Here is an 18,630-nt window from a genome sequence, read left to right on the forward strand (position 1 = left end):
ATGACAAGATGGGAGAAGTTCAATGGCGGTTTCGTGTCCCGGACGCGCTGCAGCGCTCTCGCGCTGCTGCGCAGAGCCGGGACCCATTCTATCGACGTGCAAGAAACGTGGGCCCCGGCTCAGCAGCGCACCACGCCGAAGGCGGCGCGCTGCGCTGCGTCCGGGGCACGAGAGAGCGAACTACCCCCGCTTCGCCCGGTCCTTCTCGTTCTGCGCCATGATGCTCTCGCGCGCGGTTTTCCAATCGTCGTCGCTCCAGTCGCGGAGCTGGTAGAAATTGCCGCCCATCGCGAGCGCCTGCGCGCCGTCCATGGCGATGGTCTCGCCGCTGATCCAGTCGCAACCGCCGGAGATCAGGAACACGGCGACGTTCTGCAATTCCTCCATGGTGCCGACGCGGCCCATCGGGTTCATCGCTTTGGTGCGCGCGCCGGCTTCGTCGCCGGGCTTGATGCGCTTGCTCATGCCCTCGGTCGGGATCTCGCCCGGCGCGATCGTGTTCAGCCGGATGCCATAGCGGCCCCATTCGGCCGCGAGCGACATCGTCATGGCATGGATCGCCGACTTGCTCATCGCCGACGGCACCACGTAAGGCGAGCCGTTGCGCACCCAGGTCGTGGTGATCGAAACGACGTTCCCGGGCTGCTTCAAGGCGATCCAGCGCTTGCCGACCGCCTGCGTCACGTAGAATGTGCCGTGCATGACGATGTTGGCGACGGCGTCGAAGCCGCGCGGCGACAGTTCTTCGCTGCGCGAGATGAAATTGCCGGCGGCGTTGTTGATGAGATCGGTGAGGGGGCCGTCGCGAAAGATGGTCTCAATCATCTCCTCGACCGCGAGCGCGTTGCGGATGTCGACGCCGTGGCTGCTCACGCGGCCGCCATACTCGGCCATCAGCTCGGTCGCGGTCTCGTCGCAAACGATCTTGCGCCGGCCGCAGATGTGCACCTCCGCTCCGAGCTGGAGGAATCGCGCCGCCATCGACTTGCCAAGCCCGGTGCCGCCGCCGGTCACGAGGATGCGTCGTCCCGCCAGAAGATTTTCCTTGAACATGGCTGTTTCCCCTGTCGCGATTGTCGGTTAATTGATCAATTGACTAAATCCGGCCGCCGGCTTCCTGTAAAGCGGCACCGAACAAGAACAGCAGGGAACCAGGGGAGAATTCATCCATGGAAGAGCGCGTCTCGATCTCGATTTCGGAAGGCGTCGCCGACGTGCGCCTGGTGCGCGCGGACAAGATGAATGCGCTGGATCAGGCCATGTTCGAGGCCCTTGTGGCCGCAACCGACCGGCTTTCAAAGGACAAGAGCGTGCGCGTCGTCGTGCTGTCCGGCGAGGGCCGCGCCTTCTGCGCCGGTCTCGACATGGGGCGTTTTGCCGCCATGAAGGAAAAGGGCGGCAACGGAATTCCGGGTGGCGAAAATCGCGACCTCACCGCGCGCACGCACGGTCAGGCGAACTTTGCGCAACAAGCCGTGTGGGGCTGGCGCCAACTTCCGGTGCCGGTGATCGCGGCGATCCAGGGCGTCGCCTTCGGCGGCGGCTTCCAGCTCGCGCTCGGCGCCGACATGCGCTTCCTCACCCCCGATGCGCGGATGTCGGTGATGGAAATCAAATGGGGTCTGGTGCCCGACATGGCCGGCACGCCGATCCTGGCTTCACTGGTGCGCGATGACATCTTGCGCGATCTCACCTACACCGGCCGCATCTTCTCCGCGCAGGAGGCGATGGCTTACGGTCTCGCCACGCGCATCTGCGACGATCCGCGCGCTGCCGCGTTCGACGTCGCGCGCGAGATCGCCGGCAAGAGCCCCGATGCGATCCGCGCCGCCAAACGCCTGCTCAACAATCTCTCGGTCGATCCGGGCCCCGCGCTGCTCGCCGAGTCCGTCGAGCAGCAGAAGCTCATCGGCAGCGCCAATCAGACCGAGGCGGTGCGTGCCAACCTGGAGAAGCGCGCGCCAAATTTTGCGGATTGACTCTTGTCTCCGTCATGGCCGGGCTTGTCCCGGCCATCCACGTTCTTGGCAGAAGCGACGAAGCAAGAACGTGGATCACCGGGACAAGCCCGGTGATGACGACGAAACGGCAGCGCCGCTAAAGAACAAAGAAAAACAACAATGAGCGAAACGTCCCAATTCCTCGGCATCGTCTCCGGCGACCGCCGCCGTACCCATGCCGAGGTCGCTGATCGTTCCGACCGCATCGCCGCCGGCCTCAGCCAGATCGGCGTCAGGCAGGGCGATTGCGTCTGCATGCTGATGCGCAACGACATCGCCTTCATCGAGGCCGCTTATGCAGCGATGCGGCTGGGCGCCTATGGCGTGCCGATCAACTGGCACTTCAAGCCGGAAGAGATCAACTACATCCTGAACGACACCGGCACGTCCGTGCTGATCGGCCATGCCGACATGCTACATGCCTTGCGCGATGCGATCCCGAAAGGCGTCACCGTGCTCAGCGTGCCGACGCCGCCGGAGATCCTGTCCAGCTATAAGATCGATCCCGATCATCTGAAGACGCCGGACTTCGCGATCGATTTCGAATCCTGGCTCGCGCAGCATCAGCCCTATGACGGCCCGATCGTGCCGCAGCCCATGAACATGATCTACACCTCGGGCACGACAGGCCATCCCAAGGGCGTACGGCGCAATGCGCCGACGCCGGAACAGGCAGCCGCCGGCGAGCGCATGCGCGCGATGATCTACGGATTGAAGCCCGGCGCCCGCACGATCCTGCCGGGTCCGCTCTATCACTCCGCGCCGAACTCGTTCGGCATCCGCGCCGGCAAGCTTGGCGGCGCACTGGTGCTGATGCCGCGGTTCGAGCCCGAGGAATTTCTCGAGCTGATCGAACGCTACAAAATCGACACCATCTTCATGGTGCCGACCATGTTCATCCGCCTGATGAAGCTGCCGGAGGAGGTGCGCAAGAAATACGACGTCTCCTCGCTGCGCCACATCATTCACGCCGCAGCCCCCTGTCCGGCGGACGTCAAGCGCGCGATGATCGAGTGGTGGGGGCCGGTGATCTATGAATTCTACGGCTCGACCGAATCCAGCGCCGTCACCTTCGCGACCTCCGAGGACGCACTGAGGAAGCCCGGCACCGTCGGCAAAATATCGCCGGGCGCCGAGCTACGCTTCATCGGCGATGACGGACGCGTGCTGGGCGTGGGCGAGATCGGCGAGATCTATTCGCGCATGGCCGGGATGGCCGATTTCACCTATCACAACAAGCCGGAGAAGCGCGCCGAGATCGATCGCGACGGCTTCATCACCTCCGGCGACGTCGGCTACATCGACGAAGAGGGCTACGTCTTCATCTGCGACCGCAAGCGCGACATGGTGATCTCGGGCGGCGTCAACATCTACCCGGCCGAGATCGAGTCCGTGCTGCACGCCGTGCCCGGCGTGCATGATTGCGCGGTGTTCGGCATCCCCGATGCCGAGTTCGGCGAAGCGCTGATGGCCGTTGTCGAGCCGCAGCCGGGCATCGCGCTCGACGCCGGCGATATCCGCGCGCGGTTGAAGGCCTCACTCGCCGACTACAAGGTGCCAAAGCACATCGAGATCCGCACCGGGCTGCCGCGCGAAGATTCCGGCAAGATCTTCAAGCGCCGCCTGCGCGATCCCTATTGGGAGCAGGCGGGGCGGAAGATCTGACCGAAGACAGACGAAAAGCCTCCGCCAGGAAAGGCTGCCAAACGCTCAGGTGCGCCTCTCGAAATGGGTGCAGAGCAATTCTGTTTCTTTGAGGGCCAGTTCTTTTCGAAACAAACGGCATTCGAAGTGACTGCCCTTCTGCTTGCTTCTTTCTGCCAAGAACATGCACTCGCTGCAAACGTCTGTATGATGCCGCCTTAGCGCAGTATCGAGACGGAGAAGGGCCTGCCGGAGTGCATCGCGTAGTCGCGTTCTGTCGGCAAGCTCGAGTATCACAACCTGATCCCGAAGGGCACTGATCGGATCGCGATCGAGAAACTTCGTGCCCTGTGGCGTCACGGACAGCGCGATCGAGCGCTTGTCTTCCGTCGACGCCTTGCGGGTCAGCAGTCCTTTTTCTGCAAGTACGGCGGCGATTTGGGATGCGCTCGTCCGAGTCGTGCCTAGATAGGTTGCCAGGGCGCTCGGAGTTTTCGAGAATCTGTTTGCGCGCGCCAGGAAGCGAAGTGCCATCCATTCGCGGTCGGTCAAGCCGGAGCGGTGGCCCTCAAAAAGCCATGTGCCCGCAGACTGCACCAACAGCTCGATGACCTCGTTTGCCACTTTCATGAAAGCCCCATCGTCGACCGCGCGCAGGACACCCCCCGCAGACTCAGCCTCCTCGTTTTTGCGAAACTCAATTCCAACACACGGGGGACTGCTTGTTTCCGGTATAAAAATACCGACAGGCGTTCTGAAGCGGCCGCTTCCGCAGCTGCGCTCTATGCCAAGTTTTCCCGATTGCCGATTTCCGATAGCGCGTCCGTTCCTGCAAGGGAACACCGTAGTTACCCGGTAACGATCACTTTCGAGGGAGGGTCGGCGATGCCCGCTGCGCTCGACCTCGCGCAAAGCGACGACGACATCGATAGCAATCGTGCGCCAACTTGCGGTCGTGAACCATGATCTCGGCGATCATGTTATATGAACGGGATCATCGACCTTCGGATCATCCCATGGCTCCCGTTTCCATCCTGCTGAACCTGCTCTGGATTCTCATCGGCGGCGCCTGGATGGCGCTCGGCTGGCTGGTCGCCGCGGTCATCATGGCGATCACGATCATCGGCCTGCCCTGGGCGCGGGCGGCTTTCAACATCGCGGTCTACACGCTGATGCCGTTCGGCTCGCGGGCCGTCAACCGCTATGAGGTCACCGGTGTCGAGGATATCGGCACCGGCCCGCTCGGGGTGATCGGCAACATCATCTGGTTCGTGCTGGCCGGCTGGTGGCTGGCGCTCGGCCATCTCCTCACCGCCCTGGCCCTCGCGATCACCATCATCGGCATTCCCTTCGCCTGGGCCCACCTCAAGCTCGCGGGCATCGCGCTCTGGCCGATCGGCAAGGTGATCGTGCCGGCTTGAAGCAAACTCGTGGGATGGGTAGAGGGCCAGCGAAACCCATCATCCGTCCGCCGATGAGGGCGCATGATGGGTTTCGCTGTGCTCAACCCATGCTACGCGCTCTCTAGTGAAGTCGCGAGACTAGCCCGATCCAAGCTCATTCGGACCAAACTTGAGGCAGATCAATCCTGTCGCAGTGCAGCCTGCCATTTTGGCGACATGCAGCCAAATCGAGCGGATGAGTTCGGGCCTTGTTTTGTCGCAATCGGCGCTTCCGGTGCTGAGGGCTTGCGCGATTTGGGGGACTTACTCGGAGCGCTTCCTGCCAATCTGGCCGCCGTCGTGCTTGTGGTCCTGCATCGCCCCAGCGACCGCATCAGTTATCTGCGTGAGGTGCTGGCGCGCCGGTCGATGCTGCCCGTGATGATACCGGACGAGGACGAGGAGTTCGAGGTTGGCGTCTGCTACGTCGGCGAACCTGCAGCGCACCTTTCTCTGGCGGCGCGAAGCCGCGTCCACCTGATTGAGGGCCCGCAAGACCAGTATCGCAATCGGACGGTTGACCTGTTGTTCACGTCTGTCGCAGCTCACGCCAGAAGGCGCGCGATCGGAGTTGTATTGCGCGGTGAGCTAAACGACGGATCGCGTGGCTTGGAGGCGATACATTTCGCCGGCGGCGTCACGATGGTGCTGGGGACGCACGGCGCCGCAACGCGCGGTATGCCTTTGAATGCGACGGAATATGATGGGCCTGTCGACTTCATCGGCTCGATCAGCGACATCGCTGCGGAAATCGTCCGCCGGATCGCGATCAGGGCCGTCAAGGCAGCCTAGAACTCGTAAGACGGGTAGAGCGCGAGCAACCCATCAAACCGTCCGCGATGACGAAGCATGATGGTTCCCAAGGGCCCAACCCATCCGAGGTGTGCTGCGCCCGTTGCCGACCTAACGGAGCGGGAGTGCGTGAAGGCAGCTTCTGATTCGAAGTGGACCACGACTGCTTTCAACCGGGCATAGGTATCCTACGCCTCCGCAATGCGTCAGATTTCATTGCAACTTTTTCCCGGCTTCATTGTTGACGAGCGGGAGCGAACGCGGCCGCAATGTGCCGCGGCCGGCTGGCCCTTGGTTTCATTCTTATTGGGAGGCGATTGCATGAAGTGGCTTTGCTTGGTCGGCTTTGTGGCGGGGACCGTTGCTTTAATACCCTCACCTTCAGCTTCGGCGATGCCCGTTGCCAAGCCGGACGCACTGGGCGGGTCTCAGACTGACCCCATCGAGGTCAAGGGCGGCCATGGACATGGCGGTGGCCACGGCTGGGGTCATCGCGGCGGCCGTGGTCATCATTACGGTTGGGGCAGAGGCCGAGGCCATCACTATGGCTGGCGGCACCATAACCGCTGGTAAGCGTCACGATTGTCCCGAAATCGCAGTTGGTGACCGACGTTGATGCGGACCGCGAAGCACATCCGGGAGCTTGAGGACCTAAGCTCGTAGGATGGGGTAGAGCGTGAGCGAAACCCATCAAACCGTCCGCCGATGACGAAATATGATGGGTTTCGCAAGGGCTCAGCCCATCCTGCACGCTGCGTGCATCGATGGGCATGCTCCCTCAGGGACGAACACGAATGATCGTATTCCCCTTGCGTCGCCTGGTCGGGTTTAAGGCGGTGACCGCATCGTCGAAGATCGAGATGTTGCCGATGTTTGTCCGCAATCGTCCGTCCCGCACCCGCTGGACGATCTCACTCAGTTGGGCACGATCGGCCTCGACGACAAAGTCGACCGCCAGGCCGTCGGAGGGTCGCGCCTCTGCGGGCCCGACGATGGTGACCAGTGTTCCTCCGACTCGAATCAATCCTGCGGACCGCTTCTGGATGTCACCGCCGATGACATCGAACACCAAGTCGACTTTGCCGATGTCTTCCAGGGCATCGTTGTCGAGGTCGACGAACTCCTTCGCGCCGAAGTCGAGCGCTGTCTGACGGTCGGCGGCGCGTCCAGAGCCGATGACGTAGGCGCCGGCCTCTCGTGCGAGTTGCGTCACCATCGACCCGACTGCGCCGGCCGCGCCGTGTGCGAGGACGCTCTGCCCCGCCTGGAGACGACCATGCTGGAACAGCCCTTGCCACGCGGTTAGGCCCGAGACCGGCAGGCTTGCGCCCACCGTGAAGTCGACGTCGCCCGGGAGCGGCGCGAGATTGCGCGCCTCGATCGCCACATACTCGGCGAGCGTGCCGTCGCGATACCAGTCCGCGAGGCCAAACACCCGCTGTCCTACCGACAACCCCGTAGTGCCATATCCGAGAGCGGTGACCACTCCAGCCAACTCATGCCCAGGGATCGACGGCGTTCGGTCACGCTCGAGGCGATCGGTCCAGGTCGAGGGCCACGTCAGCTCGGTCGGAACAAATCCCGACGCATGAACCCGAACAACGACGTCGTTTATCGATGCCTGCGGCTCGGGCCGGTCCACCAGCTTCATCCCGGCCGTTCCCGCGGCCCGTTCCGTTACAACGATCGCCTTCATGGGATTATCTCCTCGGTCATTGTCTCTTGATGCAACTGTTGCGGGCAGCTTAAGCACAACGGCTATCCACAAACTGCCGGGCAGTGTGGAAGTGTCCGCGATCTGCGCTGTCTGCATTGACCGGCTTGTACTGAGACTGCCGATCGGGTTCGCTTCGGTCGCGGTACTAGCGGCTAGATGCGTCGTGCCTGGTCACGAAACCAGTACCAAGATTGCAAATTTTGGCTGTACCAGCGCATCAGGCGGCGCTCAGATTGAGCTCGTAGGATGGGAGAGAGCGTGAGCGGCACCCATCGATCCGTCCGCCGATGACGAACATATGAACGCTTTCGCAATCCTACGCGCTCTGCACTGCGATGCGAGCCCGCACAGTCAGTGCTGCGCCCCCAATCCCTCGCGTTGCCTGACAGGCAAAACACGCCACATACAGGTCAAGCACACGTCCCGCAGATATTCTGATTGACCGAATTCACCTCTTCGGGTAAACCGCAGGCATCCTGGCCCGCTAAAAAGGGCGTTTCGCGATCGTCACGATACGTGAGCCGGGATGCGATGGACGCGGCAGCGCCGGCGCGTGACGAGGTGGGAGGGCGGGCTACGCCTGTGAGCCATCGCGATCTGCGCGAACGACCCGGAGCTGTCACAGCGCTTCTTTTCGGCTTCGGGAGCGAGCACGCGCAAGCTTCCGGATGTTCGGGGAGGGACGTCCGCGGACGGCAAAAGCGTGTGGTCCTGACGCCCGGGGTCTCTGCGTCAAGGCTTGCGGTGATGTGCGGCCCGACCGGGTGCGCGCATCGATCATCCGCGAGGCGACGGGGGCAATAGTGCATCGCTCCCCGGGGAGAGCGCGCCATAAGCCGTAAAACCATTGCGCAGGGAAGGCCGGATGTTCCGGCATCACCTGTGGTCACCCCCGCGTGCGTTTTTCGCGTGCGGACCCTGGGTGCCAGCCGGCGCCCGGCCTTCCCTGCGCCCTTTCTTCTCGACGAGGGCGAAACGGACAGCAAAACTCGGGCGCTCGCGCCGCGAGACCGCGGACGTGTGCAGTGATGCGTTACAGGCAAATCTCTCGTGCCCCGGCTCTGCGCAGCAACGCTTAAGGGCGCTGCAGCGCGTCCGGGACACGACCGCCCCCGGCGGTGTGCGCCGCCACCAAGTTCACCTTGCACTGCGGTAGAAAAATATCGCACACTCGGCTGAGCCGGGCAGTCAAGCGAGCTCGAACCAGGGGAGCGAGCCATGTCCCTCCAGACATTACCATCCGACACCGCCGACCAACGCCCCAACCGCCCCGAGGATGTCCAGGCGCTGGAGGCGGATGCGCGGATGCGCGACGACATCCGCCTGCTCGGGCGCATCCTCGGCGACACCGTGCGCGACCAGGAGGGCGCCGAATTGTTCGACCTGGTCGAGCGCATCCGGCAGACCTCGATCCGATTCCACCGCGACGAGGACCGGCTCGCCCGCCGCGAGCTCGAGCAGATCCTCGACAGCATGTCGACCTCGGAAACGGTGCGGATCGTCCGCGCCTTCAGCTATTTCTCCCATCTCGCCAACATCGCCGAAGACCAGAACAACATCCGCCAGATGCGCGCCAACAAGGGCGGCGGCTCCGGCGTGCTGGCCGAGACGCTCGCCCATGCGAGGGCGGCGGGCATCGGTGCCGATGCCCTGCGCAACTTCTTCAAGAGCGCGCTGGTCAGCCCGGTGCTGACCGCGCATCCGACCGAGGTCCGCCGCAAGAGCACCATGGACCGCGAGATGGAGGTCGCTGGCCTGCTCGATCGTCGCGAGCGCGTCGCGCTGACGGCGGACGAGGCGGCCGCCAGCGACGAGCAGCTCCGCCGCGAGGTGCTGACGCTGTGGCAGACCAATCTGCTGCGCCGGACCAAGCTCACCGTGCTCGACGAGGTCGCTAACGGCCTATCGTTCTACGATTACACGTTTCTCCGCGAGGTGCCGCGGCTGGTCAACGGGCTGGAGGACCGGCTGGAGGAGGGCGGCCAGCAGGCCGCGGGCGAGCTCGCCTCGTTCCTGCGCATGGGAAGCTGGATCGGCGGCGACCGCGACGGCAATCCCTTCGTCACCGCCGACGTCATGCGCGGCACGCTGCGGCTGCAGTCGAGCCGGGTGATGCAGTTCTATCTCAATGAGCTGCATGTGCTCGGCTCCGAGCTGTCGATCGCGGCGCATCTCGCCGACGTCTCCGAGGAGCTGCGCACGCTCGCGGAGCGCTCGCCCGATACCTCGCCGCATCGGAGCGGCGAGCCCTATCGCCTCGCGGTCTCCGGCATCTATGCGCGCCTCACCGCCACGGCCGAAATGCTTCAGGTCGAGATCACGCGCCGGCCCGTCGGCAAGGGCGCTCCCTATGACAGCGTCGGGGAGCTCAAGGCCGATCTCGACGTGCTGCACCGCTCGCTGATCTCCAACAACGCCGGCGTCATCGCCCGCGGCCGGCTGCGGCTGCTGCGGCGTGCGGTGGACTGCTTTGGATTCCATCTGGCCCGGCTCGACATCCGCCAGAACTCGGCCGTGCACGAGCGCACCATCGCCGAGCTGATGGACGCCGCCAACCCCGGCATGTCCTATCTCGCGCTCGGCGAGGACGCGCGCATCTCGCTGCTCACCAACGAGCTGCGCTCGACGCGCTCGCTGGTGTCGCCGTTCGTCAAATACAGCGACGAGACGATGGGCGAGCTCAACGTCTTCCATGCCGCAGCAGAAGCGCATGCGAAGTTCGGCTCGGACGCCATCCCCCAATGCATCATCTCGATGTGCAAGGGCATGTCTGACATGCTCGAGGTCGCGGTGCTCTTGAAGGAGGTCGGCCTCGTCCATCCCTCCGGGCGCAGCGCCATCAACATCGTGCCGCTGTTCGAGACCATCGAGGATCTGCAGGCGTCCTCCACCATCATGGACCGCATGCTCTCGCTGCACGATTACCGCCGCCTGGTCGACAGCCGCGGCAGCGTGCAGGAGGTCATGCTGGGGTATTCCGACTCGAACAAGGATGGCGGCTTCGTCACCTCGGGCTGGGAGCTCTACAAGGCCGAGATCGGGCTCGTCGACGTGTTCGAGCGCCATGGCGTGCGCCTGCGCCTGTTCCATGGCCGCGGTGGCTCGGTCGGCCGCGGCGGCGGCCCGAGCTATGACGCCATCATCGCGCAGCCCGGCGGCGCGGTGAACGGCCAGATTCGCATCACCGAGCAGGGCGAGATCATCTCGTCGAAATATTCCAACGCCGAAGTCGGCCGCAACAATCTGGAGATCCTGGCAGCCGCGACGCTGGAGGCGAGCCTGCTGCATCCGCGCCAGAGCGCGCCGCGCCGCGAATATCTGACCGCGATGGACGAGCTTTCAAACCTCGCCTTCAAGGCCTATCGCGGCCTCGTCTACGAGACCGACGGCTTCGTCGATTATTTCTGGGCGTCTACCGTGATCAACGAGATCGCGACACTCAACATCGGCAGCCGCCCGGCCTCGCGCAAGAAGACGCGGGCGATCGAGGACCTTCGCGCCATTCCCTGGGTGTTCTCCTGGGCACAATGCCGCCTGATGCTGCCCGGCTGGTACGGATTCGGCAGCGCGGTCGAGCAGTGGATCGCGGAGCATCCCGACAAGGGCATGCCGTTCCTCAAAGAGCTCTACAAGGAATGGCCGTTCTTCCGCATGCTGTTGTCGAACATGGACATGGTGCTGGCCAAGAGCTCGATCGCGATCGCCTCGCGCTATGCCGAGCTCGTGCCGGATGAGGCGCTCCGCGAAAAAATCTTCGGCCGTATCCGCCGCGAATGGCATTCCTGCATCGAGACGCTGCTGGACATCATGGGCCAGGACCGTCTGCTGCAGGGCAACCCGCTGCTGGAGCGCTCGGTGCGTCACCGCTTCCCCTATCTCGACCCGCTCAACCACGTGCAGGTCGAACTCTTGAAGGAGCATCGCGCGCAGAACCCGGACGAGCAGGTGCTGCGCGGGATTCAGCTGACGATCAACGGCATATCGGCGGGCTTGAGGAATACGGGTTGAGAAGCGAGTAGCGAACCGGCGCGCGTCCAAATTATTCGCTACTCGCCACTCTATTATTCTCTACGGCTTCATTGCGCCCTGTACGCTCGTGTAGACGGCGTAGAGCGACGTCGAGCCGCAAATATAGAGCCGGTTTCGCTGCTGACCTCCGAAGCACAAATTAGCGACCGTTTCCGGAATATGAATCTTGCCCAGCAAGTCGCCCGAGGGCGTATAGCAGCGTACGCCGTCTTCGTTTGCGTCCCCCCAGCCCACCGAGCACCAGACGCGTCCTTCGGTGTCGCAGCGGACGCCATCGGTGATGCTCGGTTTCGGCATCTCAGCGAACACCTTGCTGTTCGACACCTTTGCCCCGGCGACGTCGAGATCGAACACGCGGATATGGGATGGATTGTCCGGTCCGTCGGTGAAACCGGTGTCGCAGATGTAGAGCTTCTTCTCGTCCGGCGAAATAGCGAGTCCGTTCGGCTCGACAAAGTCGTCGACGACGACCTTGACGTCACCGGACTTGGGATCGACCCGGTAGACGTTCTTCTTCTCCTGCTCGGGCTCCGCTTTGATCCCCTCGTAGAAGCCGCCGATGCCGTAGGCCGGGTCAGTGAACCAGATCGCGCCATCGGCCGTCACGACCGCATCGTTGGGCGAGTTCAGTCGCTTGCCGTTGAATTTGTCGGCAATGATGGTGATCGAGCCGTCGAGTTCAGTTCGCGTCACGCGCCGACCGCTGTGCTCGCACGTGATCAGGCGTCCTTCGCGATCGATCGTGTTGCCGTTCGAGTTCATCGAGGGCTGGCGATAGACGCTGACGTGACCGTCGTCCTCCGAGAAGCGCATGATGCGATTGTTCGGAATGTCGCTGAACAGCAGGTATCGCCCGGCCGCGAAATATACGGGCCCCTCGGCCCAGCGGAAGCCCGTTGCGACGCGCTCGACCGCCATGGTGCCGGCAAAGGCGGGAAAGCCGGGGGGCCCAAACGATGGCGGCCCCTTCTTGGCGGATTCCAAATGGGCGTCCGGATAACGGCTGCCCGGCAGGGGTCCCAACGGTAGTGGCGCGGTCGATCTTGTCGGTGCACCCGTCTGGCCCAAGGGCGTCACGGACGCCCCCAGCGCTGCGGTCATGGTGACGCCCGTCGCCGCAACTGCCGCTGCCGCGCCCTTCAGCAGGGTGCGGCGCGCGAGAACAGGCTCATTGACGTCGGTGGAGATGGTCAGTGGGTTTGTCATAGTCGCCTCCCATTTTTTGTTTGGGAGAAAACTGTCCGCCTGCAATCGGGCGTAAAGCGGGCGATCCCCGGCTGGACAACCGGAGATCGCAATGCAGCAAAAGTGGAATTCGCTTACACGGGATCCCAGGGGAAGATGTCGGCGGAGCGGTCGAGCTTGTAGAACGAACCCTTCAGCGCCGGCATGCCGTGTTCCGCGATCGATTGCGGCGTCCAGCCTTCGCTCCGATGCACCGAGCGCAGCGGGCGGTTCTGGCTGAACAGGAACAGCTCATTCATGCGTGCGCCGAAGATCTGCCCGGAGACGTCCTTGGCGGCATCGGAGAGCAGATAGGCGCAGACCGGCGCGATCTTCTCCGGTCCCATCTGCTTGATCTTCTCGACGCGCGCCTTCTCGGCTTCGGTCTCGGTCGGGATGGTGCCGATCATCCGGGTCCAGGCGAACGGCGAGACGCAGTTGGAACGGACGTTGAAGCGGCCCATGTCGAGCGCAATCGACTTCGACAGGCCGACGATGCCGAGCTTGGCGGCGGCGTAATTGGCTTGTCCGAAGTTGCCGATCAGGCCGGAGGTCGAGGTGAAGTGCACGAACGAGCCGCTCTCCTGCTCGCGAAAGATCCGCGCCGCGGCGTGGCTGACGTAGAACGAGCCCATCAAATGCACCTTGATGACGGCCTCGAACGCTTCCACGCTCATCTTGTGGAAGATCATGTCGCGCAGGATGCCGGCATTGTTGACCACGCCGTCGAGCCGGCCGAAATGATCGGTCGCGGTCTTCACGATCTTGCTGGCAGGGATGGCTTCGGCCACCGACTCGAAATTGGCAACCGCGGTGCCGCCGCGCTTCTTGATCTCCTCGACCACCTCCTCGGCGGGCGCGGCGCTCGTGCCGGCGCCGTCAGCGGCGACGCCGGGATCGTTGACGACGACCTTGGCGCCCTCGCCAGCGCAGAGCAGCGCGATCTCCCGCCCGATGCCGCGGCCTGCGCCGGTGACGATGATGACCTTGTCTTGCAGTGATTTGCTCATGTGGATGTCTCCTGTTTTGCCCGTCATTCCGGGATGGTGCGAAGCACCAGACCCGGAATCTCGAGATTCCGGATGCGCGCTGCGCGCGCCCGGAATGACGGTGCGTTACCTCTCGTTCGTAAACACGATCGTGCCCGACGCGGCGAACATGCCGCCGACGCCGTGGCACACCGAGATCTTCGCGTTGGCGACCTGCGCCGGCGCAATGCCGCGCATCTGGCGGACGCTCTCCTGGAGCGCGTACATGCCGTACATGCCGGAATGCATGTAGCTCAAGCCGCCGCCATTGGTGTTGAGCGGCAGCTTGCCGCCCGGGCGCGTGTTGCCGTCGGCGATGAACTTGCCGGTCTCCTCGTGCGGCATGAAGCCGAGGTCGCCGAGGCCGAACAGCGGCAAATGCGCAAACGCGTCGTAGATCATGAGATGATCGACGTCCTTGTGTGCGATGCCGGCTTCCTTGAAGGCGAGGGGCCCGGCGGTCTTGAACGCGCGCGAGGAGTTGAAAGTCTCCATCTGGCTGACCATCGGCGTCTCCACGCTCTCGCCGGTCCCCATGATGTAGACCGGCCTGCGCGGAAAATCCTTGGCGCGGTCGGCGGAGGTCAGGATCAGCGCGCCGCCGCCGTCGGTGACGAGGCAGCATTGCAGCAGACGGAACGGATAGGCGATCATGCGCGAGTTGAGGACGTCTGCGACCGTGATCGGATCCTTCATCATCGCGCGCGGATTCTTCGCCGCCCATTCCCGCTGCACCACTGCCACCGAGGCGAGCTGCTCGTGTGTGATGCCGTAGGTCTTCATGAAGCGCAGCACGGGGATCGGGAACATGCTGGGCGGGCCGTAGACGCCGAACGGCGCCTCGAACTGGCCTTGCAGGCTGTCGGCGGGAATCGAGCGCGGTGCCTTGCCGATCATCGACTTGCCGCTCTCGGCATGGGTGATCAGCACGGTCTTGCAGAGGCCAGCCTCGATCGCCGCGGCGGCATGGCGGACGTGCAGCATGAAGGAGCAGCCGCCGACCGAGGTGCCGTCCACCCAGGTCGGCTTGATGCCGAGATAGTGGCAGACTTGCTGCGGCGTTTCGACCGCCGTGGCGAAACCGTCGATGTCCGACAGCTTCAGTCCGGCATCGGCGATGGCATTGAGCGCCGCGTCCGCGTGAAGCTGGAGCTGCGAGGCGTTGGGGATGACACCGAGTTCGGTGGTCTCGGCCGCGCCGACGACGGCAACCTGGTTGCTGCGCATGGTCTATCCCTTCGCCGGACGGAATACGGGGAGGGTGACCTTGTCGTCGAGCGCCTCGAAGGCAACCTCGAGCTTCATATCGAGCTCGAGCGCCTCCGGCGTCTGCGGGCAGTCGATGATGTTGCTCATCATCCGCGGCCCCTCCTCGAGCTCGACCACTGCGATCGCGTAAGGCGGCGTGAAGCCGGGCGCGGCGGGACGGTGGTTGATCACGTAGCTGTAGAGGAAGCCCTTGCCGCTCGCCTTGAAGATGCTGACCTTGCGCGAGGCGCAGGACGGGCAGAACGGGCGTGGCGGGAAATAGACATGTGCGCAGGCGTCGCAGCGCTGCAGGCGCAACTCGCCCGCCTTGGTGCCGTCCCAGAAATGCTGGGTCTCGGGCGTCGGTTTCGGTCGCGCGCGCTGCGGTTCGGCCATTCGGCAGGTCCTCCCAAGGCCAAGCGAAGCCCGGCTGTTGCGATCTTGATGCGACAATCGACCATGGCGCGTCAACGGTCCAGCAATGCGCATGCATGCCATCATGCGCACAATGCTTGTGTCGAAGTGAGGCAGCGCTATACATTGCGCGCAAATATTCCGTGAGACAGACATGCCCGATTTTCCGACACTGACGAAGCTCGCCGAAGACCTCGAAAGCGGCCGTACCACCTCCCGCAAGCTGGTCGAGGCTTGCATCGCCAAAATCGCCGATCCGGCTGGCGAGGGGCAGCGTGCCTTCATCCACGTCGACAAGGACGCCGCGCTTGTGGCGGCGGATGCGATGGATGGTTTGCGCAAGGTGAAGGCAGCGCCGTCGCGCTATGCCGGTATCCCGGTCTCGATCAAGGATCTCTTCGACATCAAGGGCCAGGTGACGCGCGCCGGCTCCCGCGCGCTCGACGATTCCTCGCCGGCCGAACAGGATGCCCCCACGGTGGCGCGGCTGCGCAAGGCCGGCTTCGTCGTGATCGGGCGCACCAACATGACCGAGTTCGCCTATTCCGGCATCGGCATCAATCCGCATTACGGTACGCCAAAAGGCGTCTGGAACCGGGCCGAGGGCCACGTGCCCGGCGGTTCGTCCTCGGGCGCCGCAGTCTCCGTGCTCGACGGCATGGCGCATGGCGCACTCGGCACCGACACCGGCGGCTCCTGCCGGATTCCGGCGGCCTATAACGGCATCGTCGGCTACAAGCCGACGCAGCGGCGCGTACCGCTCGACGGGGCTGTGCCGCTGTCGTTCTCGCTCGACAGCATCGGGCCGCTGGCACGATCGGTCAGTTGCTGTGCCATTCTCGATGCCGTGCTCGCCAACGAGCCCATCGCCCCGCTGAAGCCGCGCCCTGTCAAGGGCATGCGGCTTGCGGTGCCGACCACGATCGCGCTCGACGACCTCGACGCGGCTGTGGCCGGGACGTTCGAGCGGGCGCTCAAGAGTCTCGCCGATCACGGTGCGATCATGGAGCGCATCGAGATGGCCGAATTCCACGACATCGGACCGATGAACGCCAAGGGTGGCTTTGCGGCTTCCGAAAGCTACGCCTGGCATCGCTACCTGCTCACATCCAAGGGCGACGTCTACGATCCCAGAGTCTCCGTGCGTATCATGCGCGGCGAAGCGCAGAGCGCGGCGGACTACATCGATCTTCTCAACGAGCGCCGCTCGCTGATCGCCCGCGTCAATGCGCGCATCGCGCCTTATGACGCGCTGGTGCTGCCGACCACCGCCAACACGCCGCCGAAAATATCGGATCTTGCCGACGACAAGGCGTTCACCAGGGAAAACCTGCGGGCGCTCCGGAACTGCACCCTGATCAACATGATCGACGGCTGCGCCATCTCGCTGCCTGCGCATCGCGAGGGTGAGATTCCCGTCGGTCTGATGCTGGCGGGCGCGGGCGGATCGGACCGCCGTATCTTCGAGCTTGCTGCCGGCATGGAGGCCGTAATTCGTGTTTGACCTGACTTTCACCGTTGACGCCCAGGACACCACCACGCCGCTGACGCTGGCGATCGACCAGATGGTCATCGCCGGCTGGACCGGCCGCGATCCGGTCGCGCGCGACAAGCACATTGCCGAGCTGCAGGAGATGGGTATCGCCCCGCCGGCCTCGACGCCGATCTACTATCGCGCCTCGGCGCGGCGCTTGACCATAGAAGATAGCATCGAGTGCACCGGCGGCGATTCCTCCGGCGAAGTCGAGTTCGTGCTGATCGGCTGGCAGGGCCGCATTTTCGTCGGCTGCGGATCCGACCACACCGACCGCAAGGTCGAGGCCTACAACGTCACGGTGTCCAAGCAGATGTGCGACAAGCCGATCGCATCCACGCTGTGGGAGCTCGAGGACGTCATCGGCCATTGGGACAGGATGATCCTGCGCTCCTGGGCCACCATCAAGAGCGAGCGTGTGCTCTACCAGGAGGGCACGCTCGACGCGATGCTTCCGGTCCCTGACTTGATCGCGCGTGGCTTCGAGCGTGGAAAATTCCCCGACGGCTGCGCCATGTTCGGCGGTACGTTCGCGGCGAAGGGGGGTATCCGCCCCGCCGACCGTTTCGATTTCGAGCTGGAAGACCCCGTTCTGAAGCGCACGATCAAGCACGGCTATGACGTGGTGACGCTGCCGGTGCGAGGCTGATATGCCTCCGCACCGTCATTGCGAGCGAAGCGAAGCAATCCAGATTGGTTCCGCGGTGGCAGTCTGGATTGCTTCGTCGCAAGAGCTCCTCGCAATGACGGGGAGAGAGACGGAAATCGGGTGGTAGAGGACGGGGCGGTCCTGCGAAAATCAGTGCCATGACAGCAACAGCACGCAAATCGCCTCAATCCCCGTCAGCGGATGCTGCTGCCCACGTCGATGCCCTCGGCTGGCCCCAGATCACCGGCGAACTCGACACCCAGGGCAGCGCCGTCCTGAAGGGCCTGCTCACGCCGGATCAATGCCGCGCCGTCGCCGCGCTCTATCCCGACGACGCCAATTTCCGCAGCCGCATCGTCATGGGCCGCCATGGCTTTGGCCGCGGCGAGTACAAATATTTCTCCTATCCGCTGCCGGACCTGATCGCGCAATTGCGCCCGGCGCTCTACGCGCATCTCCAGGGCGTCGCCAATCGCTGGAACGAGGCGATGGGGATCGATATCCGCTATCCCGCCGCTCACGCGGCGTTCTTGAAGCGCTGCCACGAGGCCGGGCAGGCGCGACCGACGCCGCTGCTGCTGCAATACGAGGCAGGCGATTTCAACTGCCTGCACCAGGATCTCTATGGCGAGCACGTGTTCCCGCTCCAGGTCGCAATCCTCTTGTCCGAGCCCGGCCGCGATTTCACCGGCGGCGAGTTCGTACTGACCGAGCAGCGCCCGCGCATGCAGTCCCGCGCCGAGGTGGTTCCGCTCGCGCAGGGCGACGCGGTCGCCTTCGCTGTGCATCACCGTCCGGTGCAGGGGACACGCGGCACCTACCGCGTTAATCTCCGCCATGGCGTCAGCCGGATTCGCTCTGGCCAGCGCCACACGCTGGGTGTGATCTTTCACGATGCCAAATGAGCGC

Annotated in this window: 15 protein-coding genes; 8 read left to right on the forward strand and 7 right to left on the reverse strand. The window is 64.0% G+C overall.

The window, feature by feature from the left end; all coding sequences use genetic code 11:
- Window positions 1-180: 180 nt before the first annotated feature.
- Window positions 181-1,053, reverse strand: coding sequence for an SDR family oxidoreductase (locus tag GWG67_RS17795; protein ID WP_275170557.1), 873 nt, complete (start codon window positions 1,051-1,053; stop codon window positions 181-183).
- A 116-nt stretch (window positions 1,054-1,169) separates the two neighbouring features.
- Between GWG67_RS17795 and GWG67_RS17800 the strand changes: the two genes are divergently transcribed.
- On the forward strand, window positions 1,170-1,979 hold the full coding sequence (locus tag GWG67_RS17800; RefSeq protein WP_275170558.1) for a crotonase/enoyl-CoA hydratase family protein: 810 nt from the start codon (window positions 1,170-1,172) through the stop codon (window positions 1,977-1,979).
- 141 nt (window positions 1,980-2,120) lie between these two features.
- A complete protein-coding gene (locus tag GWG67_RS17805) occupies window positions 2,121-3,665 on the forward strand; it encodes an acyl-CoA synthetase (protein WP_275170559.1) in 1,545 nt (514 codons plus the stop codon).
- A 45-nt stretch (window positions 3,666-3,710) separates the two neighbouring features.
- Here the strand turns inward: GWG67_RS17805 and GWG67_RS17810 are convergent, their stop codons facing one another.
- Window positions 3,711-4,274, reverse strand: a complete 564-nt coding sequence (locus GWG67_RS17810; protein ID WP_275170560.1) for a MarR family transcriptional regulator — start codon at window positions 4,272-4,274, stop codon at window positions 3,711-3,713.
- 386 nt (window positions 4,275-4,660) lie between these two features.
- Here GWG67_RS17810 and GWG67_RS17815 point away from each other — a divergent pair, with 386 nt between their 5' ends.
- Window positions 4,661-5,065: a YccF domain-containing protein gene (locus GWG67_RS17815; protein ID WP_275170561.1), complete on the forward strand. Its 405-nt coding sequence runs from the start codon at window positions 4,661-4,663 to the stop codon at window positions 5,063-5,065.
- A 63-nt stretch (window positions 5,066-5,128) separates the two neighbouring features.
- Complete coding sequence (locus GWG67_RS17820; RefSeq protein ID WP_275170562.1) at window positions 5,129-5,878, forward strand: chemotaxis protein CheB; 750 nt, start codon at window positions 5,129-5,131, stop codon at window positions 5,876-5,878.
- 778 nt (window positions 5,879-6,656) lie between these two features.
- Here the strand turns inward: GWG67_RS17820 and GWG67_RS17825 are convergent.
- Window positions 6,657-7,574, reverse strand: coding sequence for an NADP-dependent oxidoreductase (locus GWG67_RS17825; protein WP_275170563.1), 918 nt, complete (start codon window positions 7,572-7,574; stop codon window positions 6,657-6,659).
- A 1,239-nt stretch (window positions 7,575-8,813) separates the two neighbouring features.
- On the opposite strand from GWG67_RS17825, the gene ppc reads away from it, so the two are divergent.
- Window positions 8,814-11,603, forward strand: a complete 2,790-nt coding sequence (gene ppc, locus GWG67_RS17830) for a phosphoenolpyruvate carboxylase (RefSeq protein WP_275170564.1) — start codon at window positions 8,814-8,816, stop codon at window positions 11,601-11,603.
- Window positions 11,604-11,663: 60 nt separating this feature from the next.
- Here ppc and GWG67_RS17835 read toward each other — a convergent pair whose 3' ends face one another.
- From GWG67_RS17835 to GWG67_RS17850, 4 genes are all read right to left on the reverse strand, one after another.
- On the reverse strand, window positions 11,664-12,830 hold the full coding sequence (locus GWG67_RS17835) for an SMP-30/gluconolactonase/LRE family protein (RefSeq protein WP_275170565.1): 1,167 nt from the start codon (window positions 12,828-12,830) through the stop codon (window positions 11,664-11,666).
- Between the two features lie 113 nt (window positions 12,831-12,943).
- Complete coding sequence (locus GWG67_RS17840; protein WP_247288650.1) at window positions 12,944-13,858, reverse strand: SDR family oxidoreductase; 915 nt, start codon at window positions 13,856-13,858, stop codon at window positions 12,944-12,946.
- Between the two features lie 105 nt (window positions 13,859-13,963).
- Window positions 13,964-15,103: a thiolase gene (locus GWG67_RS17845; protein ID WP_275170566.1), complete on the reverse strand. Its 1,140-nt coding sequence runs from the start codon at window positions 15,101-15,103 to the stop codon at window positions 13,964-13,966.
- Window positions 15,104-15,106: 3 nt separating this feature from the next.
- Window positions 15,107-15,520, reverse strand: coding sequence for a Zn-ribbon domain-containing OB-fold protein (locus GWG67_RS17850; protein ID WP_275170567.1), 414 nt, complete (start codon window positions 15,518-15,520; stop codon window positions 15,107-15,109).
- Window positions 15,521-15,692: 172 nt separating this feature from the next.
- On the opposite strand from GWG67_RS17850, the gene GWG67_RS17855 reads away from it, so the two are divergent.
- From GWG67_RS17855 to GWG67_RS17865, 3 genes are all read left to right on the forward strand, one after another.
- Window positions 15,693-17,042 (forward strand): amidase, encoded by a 1,350-nt coding sequence (locus GWG67_RS17855; protein ID WP_275170568.1) that lies wholly within the window; start codon window positions 15,693-15,695, stop codon window positions 17,040-17,042.
- The gene (locus GWG67_RS17860) at window positions 17,035-17,721 is read left to right on the forward strand and encodes a DUF2848 domain-containing protein (protein ID WP_275170569.1); all 687 of its coding nucleotides are present in this window, start codon (window positions 17,035-17,037) and stop codon (window positions 17,719-17,721) included. Before GWG67_RS17855 ends, GWG67_RS17860 begins: the two co-directional genes overlap by 8 nt.
- Before the next feature lie 158 nt (window positions 17,722-17,879).
- Window positions 17,880-18,626 carry a 2OG-Fe(II) oxygenase gene (locus GWG67_RS17865; RefSeq protein ID WP_275170570.1) on the forward strand — a complete coding sequence of 249 codons (747 nt, stop codon included), beginning with the start codon at window positions 17,880-17,882 and terminating at the stop codon, window positions 18,624-18,626.
- Window positions 18,627-18,630: the final 4 nt, after the last annotated feature.

This window comes from Bradyrhizobium sp. CSS354, from assembly GCF_029051725.1.
GTDB lineage: Bacteria > Pseudomonadota > Alphaproteobacteria > Rhizobiales > Xanthobacteraceae > Bradyrhizobium.